We start from the raw sequence: 24290 nt of genomic DNA, 5'->3' as shown, positions 1-24290 counted from the left end.
ATAACACCCCCGAACAAACGCGTCACTACCTGACCTGGAGGCGCAATGTCCCATCGCCGTTCGGCGATGCTGTCCGCGTCGGCCGCCCTGGCTCTGGCACTGAGCATGGGCGCCGGACCCGCGAGGGCGGCCGGCGACTATCCGTTCCGCGACCCGTCGCTGCCGCTCGCCCAGCGCGTCGACGACCTGCTCGGCCGGCTCACGCTGGACGAGAAGGTCGCGATGCTGCACCAGTACGCCCCCGCGATCGACCGTCTCGGCATCAAGCTGTTCAAGACGGGCACCGAGGCGCTGCACGGCGTGGCCTGGTCCACCGACTACACCAACAACGGCGCCGTGGTCACCGCCAAGGGCACCGTCTTCCCCCAGGCGGTCGGCCTGGCCAGCACCTGGGACACCGACCTGATCAAGCGGGTCGGCTCCGCCGTCGGCGACGAGGCCCGCGGCTACCACGCTGAGAACCCCACCGTGTGGGGGCTCAACCTCTGGGCGCCGGTGGTCAACCTGCTGCGCGACCCCCGCTGGGGACGCAACGAGGAGGGCTACTCCGAAGACCCGCTGCTCACCGGCGCCATCTCCACCGCGTACGGCTCGGGCCTGGAGGGCGACGACCCCGACCACCTGAAGACGGCGCCCACGCTGAAGCACTACCTGGCCAACAACAACGAGGTCACCCGCGACACCACGTCGTCGGAGCTGCCGCCGCGGGTGAAGCACGAATATGACGAGGCGGCCTTCAAACCGGCCATCGAGGCCGACGCGGCGACCGGGGTGATGGCGTCGTACAACCTCGTCAACGGCCGGCCGAACACGGTCAACCCCGACCTGAACGACGTCGTCCGCTCCTGGACGGACCGGACGCTGTTCAACGTCTCCGACGCCTGGGCGCCGAACAACCTCGTGCAGACCGAGAAGTACTACGCGACCCAGGCCGAGGCCGACGCCGCGCTGATCAAGGCGGGGCTCGACAGCTTCACCGTGGACGACGCCAACGGCGCGCCGACGGTCACGGCCGTCAAGGAGGCGCTGTCGAAGGGGCTGCTCACGCGGGCGGACGTCGACAACGCCGTGCGGCACCAGCTCGGCATCCGCTTCCGGCTCGGCGAGTTCGACCCCGACGGCGGGCCGTACGGGAAGATCACCAAGGATGTGATCAACAGCCCGGCGAACCAGAAGCTGGCCCGCGAGACCGCGGCCAAGGCGATGGTGCTGCTGAAGAACTCCGGCGGCGCCCTGCCGCTGAAGCCCGGCAAGAAGGTCGCCGTGGTCGGCCCGCTGGCCGGCGTGCTCTACACCGACTGGTATTCGGGCAGCCTGCCCTACAAGGTGACCCCGCTCGACGGGATCAAGGAGCGGGCGGCGTCGGTGGCCTCCTCGGAGGGCGTCGACCGCATCGCGCTGAAGGACGTCGCCACCGGCAGGTACATCAGTGCCCCCGCGTCCGGCGGCGACCTCAAGGAGAGCGCGACGGCCCTCGGCGACACCGAGCAGTTCGACGCGTTCGACTGGGGTCAGGGCGTGCTGACGCTGCGCAGCGTGGCCAACGGCAAGTACGTCAGCCGGGCCAACTGGGCCACCCTGGCCAACACCGCCGACCAGCCGTCCGGCTGGTTCGTGCAGGAGCAGTTCGCGCTCGAGCCGCAGTCCGACGGCACCGTCCTGCTGCGGTACGCCGGTTACGAGACGGCCTACGACTGGTTCGGGCCCGGCAAGTACGTCAAGGCGGAGGCCGACGGCTCGCTCGGCCTGACCACGGCCGACCAGGCCACGCACTACGCCAAGGAGGTCGTCTCGCGCGGCGTGGACGACGCCGTCGCCAAGGCCAGGGCCGCCGACGTGGCGGTCGTCGTGGTCGGCAGCATGCCGTTCATCAACGGCCGCGAGGACCACGACCGCACCGACATGAACCTCGCCGAGGGCCAGGAGGCGCTGGTCAAGGCCGTGAAGGCGGCCAACCCCAACACCGTGGTGGTGCTGGAGAACAGCTATCCGACCACGATCAACTGGGAGCAGGACAACGTCCCCGCGATCCTGTGGACCACGCACGCGGGCGCCGAGACCGGGCACGCCCTCGCCGACGTGCTGTACGGCGACGTCAACCCGGCCGGGCGGCTCACCCAGACGTGGTATCGGTCCGCGGACGACCTGCCGGGCATCCTCGACTACGACATCGTCAAGAAGGACCGGACCTACCTGTACTACCAGGGCAAGCCGCTCTATCCGTTCGGCTACGGCCTGTCGTACACGTCGTTCTCCTACCAGGGTCTCAAGGCCGTCCAGAAGGGCGACGCGTACGAGGTCTCGGTCAAGGTGACCAACACCGGCTCCCGGGCCGGCGACGAGGTCGTGCAGCTCTACACCCACCAGCACCGCTCGCGGGTGAAGCAGCCGGTCAAGCAGTTGCGCGCGTTCGAGCGGGTGACGCTGGCGCCGGGTCAGACCAAGACGGTCGCCTTCACCGTCAAGAAGAGCGACCTGGCGCTCTGGGACGTGACGCGCGACAAGTGGACCGTCGAGAACGCCACCCACGACGTGCTCGTCGGGTCGTCCTCGGCGAACATCCGCCAGCGGGCGACGATCAACGTCAAGGGTGAGAACATCCCCCACCGCGACCTGTCGAAGACGACCCGCGCGGCCGACTTCGACGACTACTCGGGCATCCACCTGGTCGACGAGACCAAGGTGCGCGGCGACGCGGTGGCGGGCGCGAACGGCGGCTGGATCGCCTTCACGGACGTTCAGCTCCGCAAGCCCCGCACGGTGAAGGCCGGGGTGGCCTCCACGGGCGGCGGGAGCATCGAGGTGCGTCTCGGCTCGCCGACCGGCGCCAAGGTGGCCACGATTCCGGTCGCCGCCACCGGCGGGATCTACTCCTGGGCCGCCGCGACCGCTCCCGTGTCCGGCGCGAACGGCGTGAAGGACGTGTATCTGGTCTTCACCGGCGACGTCCGGATCAAGGACCTCGCCCTGAGCTGAGGCTCCCCGCCGAGGACGACGGACGCCCCGCGCACATGCGCGGGGCGTCCGTGCCGGTTCAGGGCGCCGGTTCAGGGCGCCGGTTCAGGGTGCCCGTTCAGCCCGCCGTCGGCCGGAAGGTGGCGGCCCGCCCCGCAGGTGCTCGGGGGCCATCTAGGCGGGCGCGCCCAGCACTCCCTCGCCGGTGAACCTCCGCCGCGTTCCCGGGGCCGAACGCGCGGGCGATGCCGAAGTCGATCACCGGTGGGCCGTCGGGGCCCAGCAGCACGTTGGCCGGCTTCAGGTCGCGGTGCACGACGCCCGCGTCCGGCTCGGCGGAGTAGACCACCGCGTGTGCGGTCTCGGTGATCCGGCCGAGCAGTCACCGAACCGCTCCCGATCGTCCGGTCGTAACGGGCTGGTGGCGAGCAACTCGCCCTCCGTTTCGAGGCGGTCCGTCTCTGGAGGCCCCCATTATGCGTCGATCACGGGGCCTGCGCCGGATTTGGTCGGGCGATCAATCACGCTTTCGCTATTCTCCCCCATATGGCCGAATCGCTGAGGGGGACGCTGGCCTCGCGATACCACCTCCTACGCCCGCTGGGCTCCGGTGGCATGGGCACGGTGTGGCTGGCCACAGACTCCGTGCTCGACCGCGAGGTCGCGATCAAGGAGCTCCGCCTCCCGGAGGGTCTCGGCGAGCGCGAGCGGGCCGAGCTGATCGCCAGGGTCATGCGCGAGGCCGAGGTCACCGCGCGCGTCCGGCATCCCGGGATCGTCGCACTCCACGACGTGCTCCTCCAGGACGGCAGGCCGTGGATCGTCATGGAGCTGCTGCACGGCCACGACCTCGCCCGGCAGATCACCGCGTACGGGCCGATGCCGTACCGGCAGGTGGCGGACCTCGGCGCCCGCCTGCTCGACGCGCTGTCGGCCACGCACGCCGAGGGCGTGCAGCACCGGGACGTCAAGCCGGGCAACGTCTTCCTCTCGGCCGACGGCCGGGTGCTCCTGACCGACTTCGGCATCGCCCGCCCGGCCGACCAGGCGTCGATCACCGAGGCCGGCCTGATGGTCGGCTCACCGGGATTCATCGCCCCGGAACGGCTCGCGGGGGAGCCCGGCGGCCCGGCCTCCGACCTGTGGTCGCTCGCCGCCACCCTCTACACGGCCGCCGAGGGCGTCGCGCCCTACCAGGGCAGGCATTCCGAGGTGATCCGGGCGACCCTCACCCAGGCGCCCCGTCCGCCGGTGCTCGCTGGACCGCTCGGCCCGGTGCTGACGTGGATGATGGCGCGCGAACCGGCCGTCCGCCCCGACGCGGCGACCGCTCTCGGGCTGCTGCGGCAGGTGGCCGACGGCGGCGTCCCCGACCTCGGCTCCCGGCGCGGCCTGCGGATCGAGGCGCGGAAGCGGACTCCCCGGTGGTGGTACGCCGCCGGGGCCGTCGTCCTGGCCGGCGTCGTGGCCGCAGTGGCCGCGGTCGTATTCTCCGCCGCGCCGGGCGAGCCGCCCCACGACCCCGTACGCCGGGTCTCGCCCACCTTCGACGGCGCCGTGGACCTGTGCCGCGCGCTGCCGTCCGGGGAGGTGCGGCGCATGCTGGGCGCTGCGGCGCAGCCCCGGCCGGGCAGGGCGAGCTGCCAGTGGACCGTCAAGGGCAGCGGCATCGAGCTGAGCGCGGAGACCGACTCCGACACGCCCGAGCCGTGGAAACTCGACACGGCCGCGGCACAGACGCTGATGGAAGGGCTGCGCAGGCAGTACGCGTCGGGGCCGCGCGACACGAGCTGGCTCTGGTACGAGATCGGCCTCGACGGCAGGACCCAGGTCATCGAGACGGCGGCACGGGAGACGCCCGGCCTGGCCGACGAGGCGTTCGCCTTCGACCTCACCACCCCCGACGGCAGGGCACAGGCCGCCTACGTGTACTTCAGGCTCGGCGACCTCGTCCTCCGGCTCCAGTTCGCCGATCTCGACGTGAGCTCCCCGGCCGCCCTGCGCGATCGGGCCGTCGCGGCGGCGTCGGCGGCGGCCGAGGGCCTGAGGGGGCTGGCCTGACCGTGGACGTGCTCGCCGGGCGTTACCGCCTCGCCGAACCGCTCGGCGAGGGCGGCGGTGGCACGGTCTGGCGTGCCCACGACGAGCTGCTGCGGCGGGAGGTGGCGATCAAGCAGTTGCACGTCCCGCCGGGCCTGGACGACCGGCAGCGCGCCGACTTCCTCGGCAGAGCCGTCGAGGAGGCCCGGGCGGCCGGACGGCTCACCCACCCGTCCATCGTGACGGTCCACGACGTCGTCGGGCACGCCGGGCAGCCCTGGATCGTCATGGATCTGGTGCCGGGCCGCTCCCTCGACAAGATCATCCGAGAGGACGGGCCGCTGACATCCGAGCGCGTGGCCGAGATCGGGCTGGCCGTGCTCGACGCGCTGGAGGCGGCCCACGCCCGGGGCATCCTGCACCGCGACGTCAAACCGGCCAACGTCCTGATCGGGCCGGACGGCCGCGCCCTGCTCACCGACTTCGGGATCGCCGCGCCGGTCGGCGGCACCGGGCACTCCTGGCAGAGCTCGGCGGGCTCGCCCAACTACATGTCCCCGGAACGGTTCCGCGACGAGCCGGACGGGCCGCCCTCCGACCTGTGGTCCCTCGGGGCCACGCTCTACACCGCCGTCGAGGGGGAGCCGCCGTTCCATCGCAACATGGCGGCCGCGCTGGTCGCCGCCGTCCTGCTCCACGAGCCCCGGCCGATGACCCGGGCCTCGCGGGTGCTCGCGTGGATCGTGCTCGCCCTGCTGGACAAGGACCCGGCGCGTCGCCCGCCGCCCGAGGTCGTACGGCAGGCCCTGCACGCCGCCGCCGCGCCGCCCGCCTCCGCCTCGGCGCCCGCCGGCCGGCCCGGCGGAATGTGGCGGCTCGTCGCCATCGCGGCGGTGGTGGTCGTGGTCGGCCTCGCGGCGGGCCTGGGCGCCTGGTTCCTCATGTCCGGGAAACAGGGCGGCTCGGGGCGGTTCGCCGCCGTCCCCGACGCCTGCCGCAGCCTGACCACCGAACAGATCCGTGACGTCCTCGGCGCCACGCCGCGTGGGAGACCCGCCGCCGAGGGGCGATGCGAGTGGAAGGAGCACGCCACCGGCCACGACGGGACGATCACGGTCGGATACCGGTTGCCGGCCGAGGGGGAGGGGGAGGCCGCGGCCTCCCGCGACCTCGCGGCGGAGCGGGCCGCGCGGTGCGCCGCCCCGCGCGACCTGCCCGGGATCGCCGACGAGGCCTTCACCTGCGACTCCTCCGACCCCGCCACCGGGACCACCGGGGCCACGGTCTGGTTCCGCCTCAGCAATCTCATCGTCGAGGTCGCCTACCGGCGTGCCGGTGACCCCTCGGTCACCCCCGCCGACCGGCGCACGGCCGAGCGCGCCGCCGAACTCGTCGGCATCGGGCTCGGGTGACCTCCCGCTCAGCATCTGTAGGAGACCCCCATGACCAGCGGTGACGACGCCCCCGTCGAGCCCGGCGCGACGCCTCCCCGGGACGACCGCCCCGGGCAGGGCATGCCGCCGTACCCGCCTCAGGGCCACCCCCAGCCGGGGGTTCCGCCCTACCCGCCCCCATACGGCCCGCCGCCCGGCTCGCAGCCAGGTCCGCAGCCGGGTCCCCAGCCGGGTCCGCAGTCTGGTCCCCAGCCGGGCTCAGCGTTCGGCCCGCAGGCCGGTTCACAGTTCGGTGCGCCGCTCGCTCCGCAGCCCGGAATGCCGGGGGCTCAACCGCCGCAGCCGGGTGCATACGGTCCGCCGCAGCCGGGTGCGTATCCCGCCGGTCCTCAACCGCAGCAGGGCGGGTATCCGGGTCCGCCGCCCGGTGCGCAGCCGGGCGCGTACGGTCCGCCGCCGCAGGGCGGGTATTCCGGGCCACAGCAGCAGGGCGGGTATCCGGGTTCCCCGCCTGGTGCGCAGCCGCAGCCGGGTGCGTACCCCGCCGGTCCTCAGCGGCAGGCGGACGGGTACCCCGGGCCCCAGCCGGGTGCGTACCCCGGTTCACCTCCCGGTGCGCAGCAGGGCGGATACCCCTCCCCGGGCCCCTATCCCGGTCCTCCGGCCGGGCCGCAGCCGCACCCCGGTGCTTATCCGGGTGCCGTGCCCGGTGGCGCCCCGCAGCCGCCCTCACCCCAGCCGTCTCCATCACCGTCGCAGCCACCGCAGTCGAATCCCTATCCCTATCCGTCCCAGGGCGGGCAGGGCGGTCTGCCGCCCGGCGGCCCGCCGTCCGGGCAGCCGGGGCAGGGCTGGCAGGCGGCGACACCGCCTCCGCCCGAGCTGTGGCAGATGCCGACCCAGCCCTCCGCCCCGGCGCGGCGGGGATGGGTGCTGCCGGTGGCGGCGGTCGTCGCCGTACTGGTGGTGGCCGGGGGGACGTTCGCCTTCATGACGGTGCGCCAGACGGGGACGACCACCAAGGCGGGTGCGACGACGACGGCGGCGGCGACGGCCGAGAAGTCGGCGTCGGCCGCGCCGGTGGCGGCGACCGCCGACGTGTGCTCCATGCTCGACCCGGACGAGGCGGAGCGCCTCGTGCCGGGAGCCACCATCGACTCCTCGACGAACGACAACCGTGGCGACAGCCTGGTCAGCTACGTCCGCTACACGTGCGGCTGGGTCAACCGGAACATCTCGTACAAGGACCTCATCCGCAGCCGTGAGATCACGGTGAACGTGTCCAAGTATGAGGCGATCGGGACGACCACGGCCGAGAAGTCGGCGCGGATCCAGTTCGACGGCGAGTTCAAGCAGTACAAGTACCAGGAGACCCACTCGGACAAGGAGCACTACTACTCGCCGGTCCAGGAGTTTCAGGGCATCGGCGACCAGGCGGCCGCGCAGTATCAGTGGACGCGTGAGGGCGACAAGTACTGGTACTCCTTCGGCCAGGGAGTCGGCCGGGTGGGTGACGTGGTCTTCCAGGTGAAGTACGAGGCGAGCCAGAAGAAGAAGGAAGCCGATTTCCTCTCGACGGAGAGCACGCAGTCGGTCACCGAGGAGAACGCCCTGCGGGAGGTGAAGGGCCTGCTCGGACAGCTCGCCAAGTCGGTGACCGCCTGGCGGGCCGGACAGCCGCTGCCCTACCACGCGCGCCCCAAGCCGAGCCCGACGCCGTCGCCCTCGCCCACGAAGATCCCCCTGCCCCGGGCCTGCGTGAGCCTCAAGACGCTGGCGGCCACCCTGGTGCCGGACACCGAGGGTGCGGCGGTGCGGAGCAAGGAGGGCAAGTCGAACGTCTCCCAGTGCCAGTGGTGGAACGAGAAGCTGCCGCTCGGCGGAGGAAAGGTCCGGTGGCGCAACCTGCGAATCGCCATCCACACCTTCTGGGACGAGGAATCCGCCCGCTACTACCTCATCGACCAGCGCTCGAAGACCAAGTTCACGGAGAGCAGCAAGATCGGCGGCATCAAGTGGGGCAAGGTCGAGAAGCTGACCGGCTTCGGGCAGGAGGCGTTCGGCCAGGCGATCCAGCAGCGCACCGACACCGCCCAGGGCAACCGGTACGAGATCTACGCCCTGGACGGCAAGAACGTCATATGGGTGCTGCTGTCCGGCAGTGACCGCCCGGAGAACACACCGATCAACGCGCCCGATTCCGTGCTCATGGACCCGAAGGAGGCGGTCACCGGGGCGAAGTCGGTGGCCAAGGCCCTGCTCGACGCTCTGTGAGCCGGTGTTCGTGCAGGTTTAGGCGGGTATCTCCCCCCTCGACCGCGAGTCGACGGGGGGAAACCATGGCTACCTGTGAGGTCTGTGGCAACGATTACGACATGGCCTTCGAAGTGCACTCCCAGGGAGCGGTGCACGTCTTCGACAGCTTCGAATGCGCCATCAGCCGGATGGCTCCCGTGTGCGAGCACTGCGGGTGCCGCATCGTGGGCCACGGCTCGGAGTTCGACGGCCGCTGGTTCTGCTGCGCGCACTGCGCCCGGGAGGCGGGTGCGACCAGGATTGTCGACCGAGAGGTCACGGGCGCCGTCGCACGCTAGGGAGCGTCTGGCACATGCTGCCCGTCGCGATCGCGGCGCCGCCCGGGCCGCGCGCAGCAGGGCCATGATCTTGTCGGACGCGACCGAGAACGGCGGGCCGGCTTGACGGTCATGAGGGCCTCCGCGCGGGATCCACTCCCGCCGGAGGCCCTCATGCCGCGCAACCCGCTCAGGGCTCGAACGCGACCAGGCGGATGATGAGGAATCCCTCGCCCTCGCGCTTCGGCGGCAGCGTGGTGCCGGGCACTGCCTCGAACACCTCCGGGTGCTCGTCCCTGGTCACCACGCAGAACAGGTCGTCCGGCAGGGTCATGCCCAGCGCCATGGCCCGCCTCGCCGCGGCGTAGAAACTGCCACCCGCCTCCAGGTCGGCGGCGACCGTCTCGGCCGCCGGCCGGTCGGGCACCCGGATGCGGGCCACCCGGGCCCGCTCCGGCCGGGCCGAGCGGGCACGGAGATAGTCCTCGATCTCCCACACGAGCAATTCGCCGAGGTAATGCGAGATGTCCCTCTTCACGGTGCTCAGACTCACCTATGGCGGTTGATTCCCGTTTGCACTCCGGTTGCTCCGGGATCCGCCCGCGCCCCTCGTCTCACCCGGGTGCCTGCCCCTGGATTCACATGACGCTGCACGGTAGTCTTTAGTTAGTTTCTTAGCCAAACAAATGTCGGAGGAGTCGAGTGCCACCAGGTTACCCGGGAGGCGCTGGGGCCGGTGGCCGGTGTCAAGCCGGGCGCGGGACTGCCCGCGCGTCCGTGCGCGCCACGATTCCGGCCGCCGCTGTCGTGTCAAATTGCTCGCAATTGCGGCATGATGAGCCCGAGCGGGAACGGGGCGGACATTGATCACATCGCACAACGGGCCACAGCCGGCCGACTTCACCGACGTGCGGGCGACCAACCTTGCCGTCGTGCTGCGGTTCGTCAGGGAGAACGCCCCCTGTTCGCGCGCCGACATCGCCGCCTCGACGGGCCTCAACAAGGCCACGGTGTCCAGCCTGGTCGCCGACCTCATCGACCGGCGCCTGCTCCGCGAGACCGGCCTGACCGAGCACCGCGTGGGCCGGCCCGCCACCATGCTCGTCCTGGACGGCTCGCCGTACGCCGCGATCGGCATCGAGGTCAACGTCGACTACATCACGGCGGTCGCGGTCGACCTCAAGGGCGAGGAGCTCCTCAACTGGCGGCGGTCCTTCCCCGGCGGCACCTCCAGCGCGGGGCAGGCGGTCGTCGCCATGGCGGCGCTCGCCCGGCGGGTCATCAGCCGCATGACCAAGGAGGCCCGGCAGGTGCTCGGCCTGACCGTGGCCGTGCCCGGTCTCGTCGACGTCAACGGGAACGTGCGGGTCGCCCCCAACCTGGGCTGGCGCGACGCGGACCTGGCGGGCGACCTCACCAAGGCGCTGCGCGACCCCGGTTTCCCCGTGCTGGTGGACAACGACGCCAACCTCGCCGCCCTGGCGGAGCACCGGTTCGGGCCCCACCGCAACGCCGCCAACCTCGTCTACGTGACCGGCGAGGTCGGCGTGGGCGCGGGCATCGTCATGGACGGCCGGCTCAGGCGGGGCGGGCAGGGCTACAGCGGCGAGATCGGCCACATCGAGCTCGATCCCGCCGGGCCCACCTGCCGCTGCGGCCGGCGCGGCTGCCTGGAGGCCGTCGCCGGGATCGGCGCGATCCTCGCGCACACCGCGCCCGACGCCTCGCCGTCCGAGCTCGAACTCGAAATCGACGAGGTCGTACGGCGCGCACGCAACGGCGAACGGGACATCCTCGCGCTGCTGGAGGACGTGGGACGCCACCTCGGCAGAGGAATGGCCGCCGTGGCCAACATGCTCAACCCGGAGGTCGTGATCCTCGGGGGCTACTACGTGCCGCTGGCGCCCTGGCTCGTCGCGTGCGCGGAGGAGGAGATGTACGGCAGGGTGCTCGCCCCGGGCGGGGGAGGCTGCCGCCTTGAGGTGTCCACGCTCGGGTACGGCGCCGCCGCGCTCGGGGCCGCCGCACGGGTGCTCGACTCGGTCGACTCCGGCCGCCTGCCCGCCCAACGCTGACCCTCACCCCGCCCGCAACTCCCGCCGCCGACACCGCGGGCGGCGGACGCCGGGGCGTGGGGGGTCAGGCCGTCCGCCGCAACCCTTGCCGCGACCGCCGCGCGCCGGGCTGTGGGCACCGCTCTGCGCGGTGCCGGGGGCAGACCCATGCGCCCGATGCATCGGTCCCGGCGGCAGGTGTAACGGAATCGAGCGCCTGCGAACCCGGCCGGGGCGCGAGGCGTCGAACATTGCACTGCCGACGAATTGGACCATGATGAACACACGCCTGCTGCCCGCCGCCGCGGTCTGCGCCACGCTCACGGCCGCGCTGGCCACCCCGGCATTCGCCACCCCCGCGCTGGCCGTTCCCGCGCTGGCCACGCCCGCCGCCGCTCCGGCCGCCGTCTCCGCCGCGCCCAAGCCCCTCACCGGGGTCGCCGTCTACCTGTCGTACGACAAGGAGGGTTTCCCGGTCAGCCGTTACGAGCCCGGCAAGGGCTTCACGAAGCTGGGCGCCATGCCGATGACGGGTCAGTTCTCCGCATCCCCCGACGGCAGGAAGCTCGCCTGGATCACCAGCGCCGGGTATGTGCGGGTCGGCGACGGCCGCAGGGTCACGACCGCGGCCAAGGGCGCCGCGGCCGGGTTCCCGTGTGCGACTCCGGTCTGGTCGCCCGACTCGCGGCGGGTCGCGTACGTAGGGAAGGGCAACTCGGACGCGCGGTCGATCTCGGTCGTCGGCGCCGACGGCAAGGGCCGCGGGAAGGCGGGCACGACCCTCGGGCTGTGCCACCTGGCCTGGTCGGCCGACGGCCGCTACCTCGCCGGGTACGCCGGGACGACCGAGGGCGTGTACCGCCTCGACGTGAAGACCGGCAAGGCGTCCAAGGTCAAGGGCGTCGGCCTCGCCAACCACGTGCAGAGCCTGTCTCCCGACGGCTCGAAGGTCGTCGTGGCGCCGCTGTCGAGGAACGCGCCGGGGGGCGACGGCTCCTGGCCGGGGAGCTTCCGCCCGGCCGTGGTCGACGTGGCCACCGGAAAGAAGGTCGCCATCCCGGTGAAGGGCTCGCTCATCGGCGCCTGCTACCTGCGCGACGGCCGCCTCGTCGTCCGGGTCGCCGGGCGGACCGCCAACACCCTGGTCGTGCTCGACAGGAACGGCAGGCAGGTGCAGCGGCTGACCGAACCGGCCGCGGCCAGGCGGCAGGCACTGCTGCAGATCGTCGGCTGACACACGAGCATCGGCGGGAAGCGCGGGCGCGGACCGGCCGGGACTCCCGGTCCGCGCCCGGCTCCGCGTACAGCCCGCGCCCCCCGCACGCGGCCCGCGCCCGCCTCAGCGCCAGGGCCGGCGTATGGCCCCGCGCGCGCCTTCGCCCTACAGCCCGCCGCCCTCCCCGCACGCGGCCCGCGCCCGGCTCCGCATCCGCCGGACGTCGATGTGGACATCGAGGTGAAACCGGTGCGAACAAGGGTCTTGACCTGAGCCGAGGATGAGGGCACTCTTCCGGATAAGCCCGGATTTACACGCCGGAAACTTGTGGTAACCCTTTCGAAGCGCTTCGACGACAGCGCTTCCTCAACCGAACATGCGGATCCTCGCGACGCCCCTCATGGGCGCGTTTTTCGGCAGGTCATCGAAGCGCTTCGACGCGAAGGGTGAGTCTCCAGATGAACGAACCGGCGAGACACGACCAGGACCCGGCATTCCGGAACCCCGCGCTGTCTCCCGCCGAACGGGTGGACGACCTGCTCGGCAGGCTCACGCTCGACGAGAAGATCGGCCTGCTGCACCAATACCAGGCGCCGGTGGAGCGGCTCGGCCTGCGGGGCTTCCGCACCGGCACCGAGGCCCTGCACGGCCTGGCCTGGCACGGCCCCGCCACCGTGTTCCCCCAGGCCGTCGGCCTCGCCAGCACCTGGAACCCGGACCTGGTCCGCCAGGTGGGGGAGGCGACCGGCGACGAGGTCATGGCCTTCCACCACAAGGACCCGCAGAGCGTGGGCCGCAACGTCTGGGCACCGGTGGTCAACCCGCTGCGCGACCCGCGCTGGGGCCGCAACGAGGAGGGTTACTCCGAGGACCCCTGGCTGACCGGGGTGATGGGCACGGCCTACGCGAGCGGCCTGCGCGGGGGCCAGGCCGTGCTGAAGACCGCGCCCACGCTGAAGCACTTCCTCGGCTACAACAACGAGACCGACCGGTGCGTGACCTCCAGTGCGCTGCCGCCGCGCGTGCTGCACGAATACGAGCTCAAGGCGTTCCGCCCGGCGCTGGAGGCCGGGGCCGCGGTGGCCGTCATGCCGTCGTACAACCTCGTCAACGGCCGGCCGGCCCACCTGTCGCCGCTGATCGCCGGCCACCTGCGGACGTGGGCGCCCGACGACGTCCTCGTGGTCAGCGACGCGTACGCGCCAGGTAACCTCGCCGGGCCGCAGGGCTACCACAAGGACCTGCCCGAGGCGTACGCGCACGCGATCAAGGCCGGGCTGGACAGCTTCACCCAGGACGACGCCGACACCGCCGCCACCCTGGGCCACGTCAGGACCGCGCTCGATCGCGGCCTGCTGACCGAGGCCGACATCGACGCCGCCGCCCGGCACGCGCTGTCGATCCGGGTGCGCCTGGGCGAGTTCGACCCCGCCACGCCGTACGACGACATCACCCACGACGTCGTCAACAGTCCCGAGCACCGGCGGCTCGCGCGGAAGGCGGCCCGCCAGTCGATCACCCTGCTCAAGAACGACGGCCTGCTGCCGCTGGCGGCCCCGCGTACGGTCGCGGTGATCGGCCCGCTGGCCGACGCGCTGTTCGAGGACTGGTACAGCGGCACGCTGCCCTACCAGGTCACGGCCCTGGCGGGGCTCGCCGGGCGGTGCGAGACCGTCTACTGCGAGGGCGTCGACCGGGTGGCGCTGCGCACCGAGGGCGGGTATGTCGGCGCGTCCGCCGACCCCGCCGGAGGGCCGCTGTACGTCGGGAGCGAGCGCTCCTGCTTCGACGTGTTCGACTGGGGCGGCGGCGCGTACGCGTTCCGGTCCTGCGCCAACGGGCGGCACGTGTCGGCGGGCGAGGACGGCGTGCTGTCCAACGACCAGCCGGGGCCGAACGGCTGGGAGGTGCGCCAGACCTTCCGGATCGAGGAGCGGCCGCGGGGCGTGGTGCTGCGCAACATCTCCTCGGGCCGGTACGTCACCGTGACCGGCGGCGTCGTGCGCACGACCGACGACCCCGACACCGCGTCCGTGCTGGCCCTGGAGCCCGTCGAGAGCGGCGCGGCCCGCGCGGCGGAGGCGGCGGCCCGCGCCGACGTCGCGATCGTCGTGCTCGGCGACCACCCGCTGGTGAACGGCCGCGAGACCGAAGACCGCGCGACGCTGGCGCTGCCCGAGCGGCAGGAGGCCCTGCTGAAGGCCGTCCACGCGGCCAACCCGGCGACCGTGCTGGTGGTCTCCAGCGGCTACCCCTTCGCCGTGACCTGGGCGCAGGAGCACCTGCCCGCGATCGTCTGGTCGGCCCACGGGGGCCAGGAGTACGGCCACGCGCTCGCCGAGGTGCTGCTCGGCGACGAGGACCCGGGCGGCCGGCTCACCCAGACGTGGTATCGCTCGGCCGCCGAGCTGCCCGACCTGCTCGACTACGACATCATCGCCTGCGACGCCACCTACCTCTACTACCGTGGCCGGTCGCTCTATCCGTTCGGGCACGGCCTGAGCTACACCCGCTTCGCCTACTCCGGCCTGGAGCTGTCGTCGGCCGACCTCGCCGAGGGCGACACGCTGACCATCTGGGTGACCGTGACGAACGAGGGCGGACGCGCGGGGGAGGAGGTCGTGCAGTTCTACACCCACCAGCGGCGCTCCCGGGTGAAGCAGCCCCTGCGCCAGCTGCGCGGCTTCGTCAAGGTGCGGCTCGCGCCGGGCGAGAGCCGTACGGTGTCGGTGGACGTGCCGGTCGGCGACCTCGCCTTCTGGGACGTGACGCGGGGCAGGTTCGTGGTCGAGGAGGCCGCGCACACGGTGCAGGTGGGCGCCTCGTCGGGGGACATCCGGCTGTGCGCGCCGTTCCGGGTGCGCGGCGAGCGCATCCCGCCGCGCGACCTGACCTCGGGGCCACTGGACGCGGCCGATCACGACGAGTACGACGGTGTGGTGCTGTGCGACGCCGCTCTCGACGCCGGCGACGCGGTCCGCTCCACGGGACCGGGGGCGTGGATCGCCTTCAAGGACTGCGACTTCGGTGGGGACTTCGGTGGGGACTTCGGTGGGGACTTCGGTGGGGACTGCGGCGGGGGCTTCGGTGATCAGGGCCCGTCGGCCTGCCTGCTCGCGGTGGCGAGCGACGAGGGCGGCGTGGTCACGCTGCGGCTCGACGATCCTCTGATCGGCGAGGTCGCCGGCGCGGTCAGCATTCCGCCCACCGCGACCAGGCATGATTTCGTGGAGGTGAGCACCCCTCTGGCGGGAGCCGCGGGAGTGCGCGATCTTTATGTGGTGTACGAGAGCGAGGGGGTCACGGTGAGCGCGTTGGGGTTCTGCCCGTGAGGACCGTGACGATCGCCGATGTCGCCAAGCACGCGGGGGTCGCCGTCAGCACGGTGTCGTACGTGCTGAGCGGCAAGCGGGCGATCTCGGCGACCACCCGGCAGCGGGTCCTGGACAGCGTGCGGGTCCTCGGTTATCACCCCAACGCCGGCGCCCGCGCCCTGGCGAGCAAGCGGGCGAAGGTCATCGCCCTGGTGCTGCCGCTGCGGGCGGGCATGAACCTGCCGGTCCTCATGCAGTTCGCGACCTCGGTCGTCACCACCGCCCGCCAGTACGACCACGACGTGCTGCTCATGACGGCCGACGAGGGGACGGAGGGGCTGCACCGGGTGGCGGCCAGCGCGCTGGTCGACGGACTGCTGCTGATGGACGTGGAGATCCACGACCCCCGCGTGCCGCTGCTGCGCAAGCTCGCCGAGCCGGCCGTGCTGATCGGTTTCCCCGCCGACCCCGAAGGGCTGACCTGCGTCGACCTCGACTTCGCCCGCGCCGGGGCGCTGTGCGCCGACCACCTGGCCGACCTCGGCCATCGTGAGATCGCGCTGCTGGGCGCGCCGCGCGTGGTCTACGAGCGCGGCACGGGTTTCGCCGAGCGGACGATGGCGGGTTTCGTCGAGGCGGCCCGGCGGCACGGGATCGAGGCCGACGCGCGGCCCTGTGAGGAGTCGTTCGACGAGGTCCAGGCCGCCGTCAAGCTGCTGCTCGACGAGCGGCCGGGCCTGTCCGGGCTCGTCGTGCACAACGAGGCGGCCGCCGGCCACGTGCTGGGGGCGTTGCGGATCCTCGGGAGGCGGGTGCCCGAGGACGTCTCGGTGGTGGCGATCTGCCCGGACGACATCGCCGAGCGGGCCAGCCCCGCGCTGACCTCCGTGCTCATTCCCGCCGAGGACGTCGGCAGGCAGGCGGTCCGGCTGCTCATGGCCAAGCTGGACGGCCAGGCCGTCCCGGAGTCGACGCTCCTCGAACCTCGGCTGACGATTCGCGAAAGTTCACGATGATCTCATTTCCCGACGGCTTCCTGTGGGGGGCCGCGACCGCGTCGTACCAGATCGAAGGAGCGGTCCACGCCGACGGCCGCGTGCCCTCGATCTGGGACACCTTCTCCCACACGCCCGGGATGGTCGCCGACGGCCACACCGGCGACGTGGCCTGCGACCACTACAACCGCTATCTCGAGGACGTCGAGATCATGGCGTGGCTGGGGCTGAAGGCCTACCGGTTCTCGGTGGCCTGGCCGCGACTCGCCGACCTGAGCTTCTACGACCGGCTCGTCGACGCCCTGCTCGCCAAGGGCATCACGCCGGTCGCGACGCTCTATCACTGGGATCTCCCGCAGACGCTGCAGGACACCGGCGGCTGGACCAACCGCGAGACCGCCTTCCGGTTCGCCGACTACGCCGCCGTCGCGCACCGGCTCCTCGGCGACCGCGTCGGCGTCTGGACGACGCTCAACGAGCCCTGGGTGTCGGCGTTCGTCGGGCACGGGTCGGGCCGGCACGCGCCCGGGGTGACCGACCCGGCCGCCGCGTTCACCGCCGCCCACAACCTGATGCTGGGGCACGGCCTGGCCGTGCAGGCGCTGCGCGCGGGAGGCGCGGAGTCGGTCTCGCTGACGCTGAACCTGACGCCGATCCTCGGCGACCCCGAGCCGGCCCGCCTGATCGACGGGCTGGCGAACCGGCTCTTCCTCGACCCCGTGCTGCGTGGCGAGTATCCCGCCGACGTCCTCGCCCATCTGGAGCGTTTCACCAAGGTCAATCTGGGCGACCTGCCGACGATCGCGCAGCCGATCGACGTGCTCGGCGTCAACTACTACACGATCAACCGGGTCGTCGCCGACCCCTCCGCCGAGGGGCATCCGGAGTATCCCGGCAGCGAGGGCATCGCCTGGGAGGACCCGCAGGGCGAGGTCACCGAGATGGACTGGGAGATCAACCCCGCCGGTCTGGAGGACCTGCTCGTACGGCTGTCGCGCGACTACCCCGGCACGCCCCTGATGATCACGGAAAACGGGGCCGCCGTCCCCGACGGGGTGTCCGACCCCGGCCGGATCTCCTATCTCGACACCCATTTCCGCGCCGCGCGGTCGGCGATGGACCGGGGCGCCGACCTGCGCGGCTACTTCGTGTGGTCGCTGATGGACAACTTCGAGTGGGCCCGGGGCTACCACAAGCGGTTCGGGCTCGTCCGCGTCGACTACGACACGCTGGAGCGCACGCCGCGCGACAGCGCCCGCTGGTATCGCGAGGTGATCGCCAGGAACGGCCTGGCGGACTGAGACCCTCGCCATGCCGTTCGGCCTCAGGGCCTCGCCATGCCGTTCGGTCAGGCCGTGGCGGCTTGCCGCTGCAGCACGTTCTCCACGCAGATCATCGCGATCAGCAGGACGACCAGCGCGCCGAGATGGGCGGCCGACGACCACAGGCCGATCGGGACGGTCGCCGCGGCCAGCAGCGCCGCGGCGACCCGTACGGCGGTCCGCGTCGGCCCGAGCACCCGGCGGAACCACAGGTCGCCGAGCAGGAACAGCGCGGTGCCCCCGGCCAGCGCGGCGGCGGGACCGAGGTCGAGGTGGCCGTGGCCCACGGCCTTGTGGATTCCGGCCGCGGTCGCGACGATGCCGAGCAGGATCGGGATGTGGGCGTAGAAGTACGCGCCCAGGATGAGCCGGGTCCGCTGGACGACGCCGGCCCGCATCAGCGCGTGCTCGGGCCCGCTCTCGTCGCGTGCGAAGTACACCCACCACAGCGACGCGGTGAGGGCCAGGCCCAGCAGGGCCGCGACGATCAGGGCCGCGCCCGGGTGGCCGTCGGTCGCCCCGATGCCGATCGCCACGATCGACTCGCCCAGCACGATGATGACGAGCAGGCCGTGCCGCTCGACGATGTGCGCCGGGTGCAGGGGGAAGCCCTTCTGCCCGATGAAGATCGGGCTCAGCCAGATCAGCACGAGGGCCGCCGCCCACAGCCCGTAGTTCCACGGCGGGTCGGCGAACGCGGCGGCGAAGACGAGCGCGGTCGCGGCCAGGTTGAACGGCACGACCCGGGCGATGGCGGCCGTCGCCTGGAGGTAGAGCCCGGCGTGGACGAGGACGATGACGAGGTAGCCGACGGCGAACGCCACGCCGCTGCCCGAGAATGCGCGCGGGACGGCCAGGGCCATGATCAGGAATCCGGCCATGCCGCCCAGGATCAGCACCCGCCGGGCCGCGCGCTCCGGCGGCACGGTGTTGGTGAGCCAGGCGTAGCCGGAGTACATCCACCAGAGCAGACCGAAGATCAGGATCGCCTGCACGGTGCCCTGGCCGGTGAACCCCTCTCCGTCCTGCCGCGCGAAGTCGTCCACGAGGAGCGACGTGAGCTGCGTGATCGTGAAGACGAAGACGAGGTCGAAGAAGAGCTCGATCGTGGAGACGCGCAGTTCGGCGTCGGGCGCGGTCGGTTCGAGGCGCTCGGCGAACCAGCGGGGGAGAGGCATGGCCAATATTGTGCCGGTTACACCGCTTATGTGATTACACGTTTTCACGTGCTCCGGAGGGCAGCACGCGGCCGCCGAGTCCCGGGAACACCTTGGCGACCTTCGCGGTCAGGTAGTCGCCGTACGTGCCGGTGAAGGCCCGCAGGTCCAGGCCGTCCCAGCGGGCGCGGCCCCCCTCTCGGGCGGGCAGCGAGGGCAGCGGCGGCACCTCGCAGTCCCAGCCCGGGTCGAAGAAGAACGGGAAGGAGAGCCTGCTCCGGCCGGTGGCGTTGCGCACGCGGTGCGGGGTCGAGCGATACAGCCCGCCGGTCAGCTTGTCGAGCATGTCGCCGATGTTGCAGACCAGCGTGCCCGGGATCGGCGGCGCCTCGATCCAGCCGCGGGAGGTGTGCACCTGGAGGCCCGGATTGTCGTCCTGCAGCAGCAGCGTCAGCAGGCCATAGTCGGTGTGCTCGCCGACCCCCCACTCCTCCGGCCCGGCGTACGGCGGGGACGGATAGTGGAAGATCCGGAAGAGGATCGTGGGCGTGGCCGTGTAACCGGCGGCGAAGTAGTCCTCGTCGAGTCCCAGGCTCAGCGCCACGCCTCGCATGACCGCCTGCCCGACGCGGGTGAGGGCGTCCATGTACGCGAGCACGGCCGGGCCCAGCTCGGGCACCTCCTCGGGGAAGAGGTTGCGCCCGTGCAGCGGCCGGGGGTCGCCGGGTTCGAGCTCGGCGCCGAAATAGAGGCCCTCCTTGAGGTCGGGCCGGCCGGAGGTGAGCTCGCCGCCCACGGGGAAGTATCCGCGCCAGGCCCGCCCGCCCCGGTCCATCGATATGCGCGACTTGTGCTCCTCCGGCAGGCGGAAGAAACGGTCCGCGGCGTCCCTGAGCCCGGCGATCAGGGCAGGGGGCACGCCGTGTCCGGTGATGTAGAAGAAGCCGCTGTCCAGGCAGGCGGCCTCGATGCGGCGTGCGACCTCGGCGCGCGCGTGGCCTGCTTCGGGGCCGGTCCCGGGGCCGGTGAGGGCGGTGACGTCGATAACCGGCAGAGGTCCAGCGGCGTTCATACCCCATATCCCACCATCCGGCAGGGCCGTCCGGAAGGCTCCTTTACCTGCTTGCCGGTCGTGTTGCGCGGGAGGGCATTTCGACGTGATAGGACCATCTCGTCCAGTTTGTCCCGTTACCAATTAATAACGCCCCGAAGGGTAGATTTCTTACGCATGGTTAGTTCGCCACGTCGTAAGTGGGCGATCAGGTGGGTTTCGGGGATCGTTGGTCGGTCAAGAATCGCATCGCGCTGTTCACCGGCACGGTGGTCGCCCTGCTGTGCATCGCGTTCTCGGTCGTCCTGGTGTGGTCCCTGCACCGGGCGGCTCAGGAGAGCCTTCTGCGGGAGGTGACGGCGACGGGCGGTCGGGTCGCCTACCTCGTGGACCACGGACAGGCGGGGAGCGTCCTGCTTCCCAGCGGGCGGGACCAGCCCGTCCAGGTGGTGGACCCGCAGGGCAGGGTGCGTTCGGCGACGCCGGACATGGCCGGAAAGCCGCCCATGGCGACCTTCCATCCCTCGCCGCCGTCCCGCAAGGCCACCCGCGAGGTGTGTGGCGGCGTCTTCGGCCCGGACCGGTGCTACACGGTGGTCGCGCAGGAGGTCTACAGCAACGGCGGAGACTGGACCGTCTACAGCGCCGCGCCGAGCCAGCCATTCGATGTGCCGCCGGGTCTGGTGGCCGGTCTGATCGTGGGATCCGCGCTCGTCACGGCCGCCATCGCGTACGGCACCCAGCGCAGCGTGCGACGGGCGCTGTTGCCCGTGCGGGCCATCAGGGCCGAGCTCGACGAGATCAACGCCTCTGACCTCGGGCGGCGGGTGCCGGTCCCCGAGGCGAAGGGAGACATCCACGACCTCGCGCAGAGCATCAACTACACGCTGGACCGGCTGGAGGAGACGCTCGAACAGCAGCGGCGCTTCACCTCCGACGCGTCCCACGAACTCCGCAGCCCTATCACGGCGATCCGCGCGCAGGTGGAGGACGCGCTGCGCGCCCCGCAGGAGTCCGACCTGCGGGAGATCGGGCCGGCCGTGCTGAAGAGCCTCGACCGGCTCCAGGCGATCGCCTCCGACCTGCTGATGCTCGCCCGACTCGACGCGGGCGCGCCCTGCGAGCGCGAGCGGCTGGACCTCGGCCGGCTCGTGTCCGCCGAACTGGACGCCCGCCGTCCGCACAAGAAGATCGTCTCGCAGCTGGCTCCCGACGTGATCGTCCGGGGAGACCGCGTCCGGCTGGGCCGTCTGGTCACCAACCTCCTCGACAACGCCGAACGGCACGCCGCCACCACCGTGCGGGTGGAGGTGCGGCGAGAGGACCCGTACGGCGGGGACCCCCGGTTCCGTTCCGGCGTGGCCGTGCTCGAAGTGCTCGACGACGGCGCGGGGATCGCACGGGACCAGCGGGACCTCGTCTTCCAGCGGTTCACCCGGCTCGACTCGGCCCGCAGCAGGAACGCCGGGGGCGCCGGCCTGGGTCTGCCCATCGCCCGGCAGATCGCCGAGAGCCACGGCGGCACGTTGACGATCATGGACAGCCCCAGCGGCGCGCGATTCCTCCTGTGCCTGCCGCTCTGCCGCGAGCCCTGACCGGGCCTGGCCGGGACACCGCACGCGCACGCCGCATCTCACACGCCGCGTGTGGAGGGAGGCCCGGAGGCTGTCCGTGGCCCGTGCCGCCGGAGCCGGCGTCAGCGGGCCTCGGCCCGGCTCTCCGTGGTCGTGTCGTCCTCGCGCCGCGTACGCCGCTGCCGGGGCGTGGCCTTGCGCGCCGTCGTCGTGGCGGAGGCCTTCTCGCCCGGCGGCTCCGCGCTCGCACCGGTCCCGGCGGCGGTGGAGCCCGCACTCGCACCGCCCGCCGCGGGCGGCTCCGGCGACCCGGGCGAATCGGCCGAGGGGGCGGGCGCGGGCTTCCCGGAAGCAGGCTCGGACGGCGCAGACAGGGCGGAGGGCTCGCCCCCACTCGGTTCGCCGGACCGTGGCGGGCGCAGCGCCGCGATGACCGCGTCGGCCTCCGCGTCGGCGGCGAACTCTCCGGCCGCCTCGGCCTCGCGCCGTTTGATGACCACCATGTGGTCGACGGAGATCCGGCCCGCGCCGGTGACGGCCAGCAGCACGGAGGCGGCCCCGAGGGCCACGATCAGTTCGATGTCGCCCCCGGTGAGCGGCAGGCCGCTGTCCCCGGCCGTGACCACGAACACCGCGAGGGCCTCGGCGAACAGCAGCAGTCCGACGGCCGGCACGATGAGGCCCGCGATCAGCAGCGTGCCGCCCACCAGCTCCGTCAGCATGGTCACCGGCGCCCACACGTGGGGCAGCGGGGCCTGGAGCGCGCTGAACTGGTCGGCGGTGGCGTTGAGGCCGGCTTCGAGCTTCTGCCAGCCGTTGGCGAAGAAGATCCCGCCGACGCCCATGCGGGCGGCCAGCGAGGCTAAGTCGTGCAGGGTTCTCTTCACGGCTTCTCACTAGGGGTGGGGGGTGACTTGCCCGGACACTTCCCCGCCAGCGCCGCCGTCATGCGTCCGGCCCGCTCAGGTCCGTACGCTGTCGGACTCCTCGGCGTCGGCGGGGGTGGGAACGTGGCGGGGGAGCAGCAGGGCCACCGCCAGCGCGGTGAGCGCGAGCAGCGCCACGCTGACGACGATGGTGGAGTGCAGGGCGGTGATGAAGGCCGCGCGGGCGGCCTCCAGCAGTGCGGTCCCGGTCGCGCCGGTCTCGTCGGCCACGTGCGCGGCCGCGGCCAGCGACTCACGCGCCTGCGCCATGAGCCCGGCCGGGATGCCCGGCACGCTCGCGAGGGAGGGGGCGTACACGATCGTGGTGATCGTCCCGAGGACGGCGATGCCGAGGCCCGCGCCGAGCTCGTAGGCCGTCTCCTCGATCGCGGCGGCGCCGCCGGCCCGCGACTCCGGCACGGTGGCCATGATCGTGTCCGACGCCGCCAGCAGGGCGACCTCGACGCCGAAGCCGATCCCCATAAAACAGGCCGTCAGCATCACCGGATGCTGCTCGGTGCCCCAGGTCAGCACCGGGGTGAGCGACAGCGCGGTCAGGGCGAGACCGCCGCCCACCGTGGCGCGCAGCCCGACGCGCCCCAGCACGTGCGCGGCGGCCAGGCCGCCCGCGATCGCCGCGACCATGAGCGGCAGCATCCGCACGGCGGCCTCCAGGGGCGAAAGCCCCAGCACGAGCTGGAGATACTGCGCCAGCATCAGCTCCAGCCCGACCAGCGCGAAGATGGCCAGCAACACGCAGCCGACGCCGGTCGCGAAGCCGCGCTGCGCGAACAGCCCGATGTCGAGCAGGGGGAACGCCAGCCGCCGCTGCCGCCGTACGAACCAGACGAGCAGCGCGACACCGGCCACGAGCACGGCGAGCGAGAGCCCGCGGCCCAGGGTGTGCCCCGACCCGGCCTCCTTCAGCCCGAAAGCCACGGCCAGGATGCCCACGGTGGACAGCGCCGCGCTCAGCGCGTCCCACGGATGGTCGGCGCGGCGCGGCGACGCCGGCAGGATCCGTGCGGCGAGCGGCAACGCGACCAGCAGCAGCGGCACGTTGATGAGGAAGACCGCGCCCCACCACAGGTGCTCGACGAGGACCCCGCCGATCAGCGGCCCGACGGCCGCTCCGGCGGCGGCGACGGCGCTCCAGACGCCGAGCGCGATCGCCCGCTCACGCCGGTCGGTGAAGACCTGCCGGATGATCGAGAGCGTCGCCGGCATGATCATGGCGCCGCCGACGCCGAGGAAGGCCCGCGAGACGATGAGCGCGAGCGGGGTCGCGGCGCACGCTGCCGACAGCGAGGCCAGGCCGAACACCACGTAGCCGCCGAGCACGAAGGGCCGCCGGCCATACCTGTCGCCCAGCGTGCCGAACGTCACCAGCAGCGGCGCGACGACCAGTGAGTAGATGTCGATGATCCACAGGAGCTGTACGGACGACGGCTCCAGGGCCGCGGTGAGCGCCGGGACGGCGATGTGCAGCACGGTCGCGTCGACCGCGATCAGGAGCAGGCTGAAACACAGGAGCACGAGCACCGACCACCGGCTCGCCCTCTGCTCCCGCAGGGCACCCGCGGCGCGGACGGTGGCGGACTCGACCGAAACCATGATCATAGTCCGCTCAGTGCTCCTGCTCCGATATCCCGGCCAGCTGGAACATGCGTGGCAGCTTAGGCCATGGGAAGCGGATCTCTCAGCCCTTCCGGTGATGTC

Annotated in this window: 16 protein-coding genes and 1 pseudogene; 11 read left to right on the top strand and 6 right to left on the bottom strand. The window is 72.2% G+C overall.

The window, feature by feature from the left end:
- The first annotated feature begins 45 nt into the window (after positions 1 to 45).
- On the top strand, positions 46 to 2976 hold the full coding sequence (locus FLX08_RS10165) for a glycoside hydrolase family 3 protein (RefSeq protein ID WP_142618164.1): 2931 nt from the start codon (positions 46 to 48) through the stop codon (positions 2974 to 2976).
- Positions 2977 to 3190: 214 nt separating this feature from the next.
- On the opposite strand, the pseudogene FLX08_RS10160 reads toward FLX08_RS10165, so the two are convergent.
- A pseudogene (locus tag FLX08_RS10160) lies at positions 3191 to 3280 on the bottom strand (phosphotransferase); the annotation flags it as partial.
- Positions 3281 to 3501: 221 nt separating this feature from the next.
- Between FLX08_RS10160 and FLX08_RS10155 the strand changes: the two are divergent.
- The 4 genes from FLX08_RS10155 (at position 3502) to FLX08_RS10130 (ending at position 8983) form a co-directional block, all read left to right on the top strand.
- Positions 3502 to 5016 (top strand): serine/threonine-protein kinase, encoded by a 1515-nt coding sequence (locus FLX08_RS10155; protein ID WP_142618162.1) that lies wholly within the window; start codon positions 3502 to 3504, stop codon positions 5014 to 5016.
- 2 nt (positions 5017 to 5018) lie between these two features.
- Positions 5019 to 6407: a serine/threonine-protein kinase gene (locus FLX08_RS40505; RefSeq protein ID WP_167530347.1), complete on the top strand. Its 1389-nt coding sequence runs from the start codon at positions 5019 to 5021 to the stop codon at positions 6405 to 6407.
- Between the two features lie 684 nt (positions 6408 to 7091).
- The gene (locus FLX08_RS10135; RefSeq protein ID WP_142618160.1) at positions 7092 to 8663 is read left to right on the top strand and encodes a hypothetical protein; all 1572 of its coding nucleotides are present in this window, start codon (positions 7092 to 7094) and stop codon (positions 8661 to 8663) included.
- A 65-nt stretch (positions 8664 to 8728) separates the two neighbouring features.
- A complete protein-coding gene (locus FLX08_RS10130) occupies positions 8729 to 8983 on the top strand; it encodes a hypothetical protein (RefSeq protein ID WP_142618158.1) in 255 nt (84 codons plus the stop codon).
- Between the two features lie 169 nt (positions 8984 to 9152).
- Here FLX08_RS10130 and FLX08_RS10125 read toward each other — a convergent pair whose 3' ends face one another.
- Complete coding sequence (locus tag FLX08_RS10125; RefSeq protein WP_142618157.1) at positions 9153 to 9500, bottom strand: peptidylprolyl isomerase; 348 nt, start codon at positions 9498 to 9500, stop codon at positions 9153 to 9155.
- Positions 9501 to 9825: 325 nt separating this feature from the next.
- Here FLX08_RS10125 and FLX08_RS10120 point away from each other — a divergent pair, with 325 nt between their 5' ends.
- The 5 genes from FLX08_RS10120 (at position 9826) to FLX08_RS10095 (ending at position 17842) form a co-directional block, all read left to right on the top strand.
- Positions 9826 to 11037, top strand: a complete 1212-nt coding sequence (locus FLX08_RS10120) for an ROK family transcriptional regulator (protein WP_142618155.1) — start codon at positions 9826 to 9828, stop codon at positions 11035 to 11037.
- 253 nt (positions 11038 to 11290) lie between these two features.
- Positions 11291 to 12250 (top strand): TolB-like translocation protein, encoded by a 960-nt coding sequence (locus FLX08_RS10110; protein ID WP_167530346.1) that lies wholly within the window; start codon positions 11291 to 11293, stop codon positions 12248 to 12250.
- A 440-nt stretch (positions 12251 to 12690) separates the two neighbouring features.
- Positions 12691 to 15564 carry a glycoside hydrolase family 3 protein gene (locus tag FLX08_RS10105; protein WP_142618149.1) on the top strand — a complete coding sequence of 958 codons (2874 nt, stop codon included), beginning with the start codon at positions 12691 to 12693 and terminating at the stop codon, positions 15562 to 15564.
- Complete coding sequence (locus FLX08_RS10100) at positions 15555 to 16562, top strand: LacI family DNA-binding transcriptional regulator (RefSeq protein WP_142618147.1); 1008 nt, start codon at positions 15555 to 15557, stop codon at positions 16560 to 16562. The genes FLX08_RS10105 and FLX08_RS10100 overlap by 10 nt, the downstream gene beginning before the upstream one ends.
- Positions 16559 to 17842, top strand: coding sequence for a GH1 family beta-glucosidase (locus tag FLX08_RS10095; RefSeq protein WP_142618145.1), 1284 nt, complete (start codon positions 16559 to 16561; stop codon positions 17840 to 17842). Before FLX08_RS10100 ends, FLX08_RS10095 begins: the two co-directional genes overlap by 4 nt.
- Positions 17843 to 17889: 47 nt before the next feature.
- Here FLX08_RS10095 and FLX08_RS10090 read toward each other — a convergent pair whose 3' ends face one another.
- Positions 17890 to 19041 carry a low temperature requirement protein A gene (locus tag FLX08_RS10090; RefSeq protein ID WP_142618143.1) on the bottom strand — a complete coding sequence of 384 codons (1152 nt, stop codon included), beginning with the start codon at positions 19039 to 19041 and terminating at the stop codon, positions 17890 to 17892.
- Positions 19042 to 19075: 34 nt separating this feature from the next.
- On the bottom strand, positions 19076 to 20092 hold the full coding sequence (locus FLX08_RS10085; protein WP_142618141.1) for an isopenicillin N synthase family dioxygenase: 1017 nt from the start codon (positions 20090 to 20092) through the stop codon (positions 19076 to 19078).
- Between the two features lie 191 nt (positions 20093 to 20283).
- Here FLX08_RS10085 and FLX08_RS10080 point away from each other — a divergent pair, with 191 nt between their 5' ends.
- Positions 20284 to 21666 carry a sensor histidine kinase gene (locus tag FLX08_RS10080; protein WP_244312528.1) on the top strand — a complete coding sequence of 461 codons (1383 nt, stop codon included), beginning with the start codon at positions 20284 to 20286 and terminating at the stop codon, positions 21664 to 21666.
- 101 nt (positions 21667 to 21767) lie between these two features.
- On the opposite strand, the gene FLX08_RS10075 is transcribed toward FLX08_RS10080, so the two are convergent.
- Both FLX08_RS10075 and FLX08_RS10070 read right to left on the bottom strand, forming a co-directional pair.
- Positions 21768 to 22532 carry a DoxX family protein gene (locus FLX08_RS10075; protein WP_142618139.1) on the bottom strand — a complete coding sequence of 255 codons (765 nt, stop codon included), beginning with the start codon at positions 22530 to 22532 and terminating at the stop codon, positions 21768 to 21770.
- Positions 22533 to 22607: 75 nt separating this feature from the next.
- On the bottom strand, positions 22608 to 24191 hold the full coding sequence (locus FLX08_RS10070; RefSeq protein ID WP_208761368.1) for an MFS transporter: 1584 nt from the start codon (positions 24189 to 24191) through the stop codon (positions 22608 to 22610).
- Between the last annotated feature and the right edge of the window lie 99 nt (positions 24192 to 24290).

Source organism: Microbispora hainanensis, assembly GCF_006874475.1.
Classification (GTDB): domain Bacteria; phylum Actinomycetota; class Actinomycetes; order Streptosporangiales; family Streptosporangiaceae; genus Microbispora; species Microbispora hainanensis.
Note: the sequence above shows the minus strand (reverse complement) of the source record. Positions and strands in the feature narration are given on the sequence as shown.

What these genes read in the sequence shown, in the direction of transcription:
- FLX08_RS10130 (WP_142618158.1), top strand. Translation starts at nt 8,729, where the DNA reads ATGGCTACCTGTGAGGTCTGTGGCAACGATTACGACATGGCCTTCGAA.
- FLX08_RS10105 (WP_142618149.1), top strand. Translation starts at nt 12,691, where the DNA reads ATGAACGAACCGGCGAGACACGACCAGGACCCGGCATTCCGGAACCCC.
- FLX08_RS10085 (WP_142618141.1), bottom strand. Translation starts at nt 20,092, where the DNA reads ATGAACGCCGCTGGACCTCTGCCGGTTATCGACGTCACCGCCCTCACC.
- FLX08_RS10090 (WP_142618143.1), bottom strand. Translation starts at nt 19,041, where the DNA reads ATGCCTCTCCCCCGCTGGTTCGCCGAGCGCCTCGAACCGACCGCGCCC.
- FLX08_RS10110 (WP_167530346.1), top strand. Translation starts at nt 11,291, where the DNA reads ATGATGAACACACGCCTGCTGCCCGCCGCCGCGGTCTGCGCCACGCTC.
- FLX08_RS10155 (WP_142618162.1), top strand. Translation starts at nt 3,502, where the DNA reads ATGGCCGAATCGCTGAGGGGGACGCTGGCCTCGCGATACCACCTCCTA.
- FLX08_RS10165 (WP_142618164.1), top strand. Translation starts at nt 46, where the DNA reads ATGTCCCATCGCCGTTCGGCGATGCTGTCCGCGTCGGCCGCCCTGGCT.
- FLX08_RS10070 (WP_208761368.1), bottom strand. Translation starts at nt 24,191, where the DNA reads ATGATCATGGTTTCGGTCGAGTCCGCCACCGTCCGCGCCGCGGGTGCC.
- FLX08_RS10095 (WP_142618145.1), top strand. Translation starts at nt 16,559, where the DNA reads ATGATCTCATTTCCCGACGGCTTCCTGTGGGGGGCCGCGACCGCGTCG.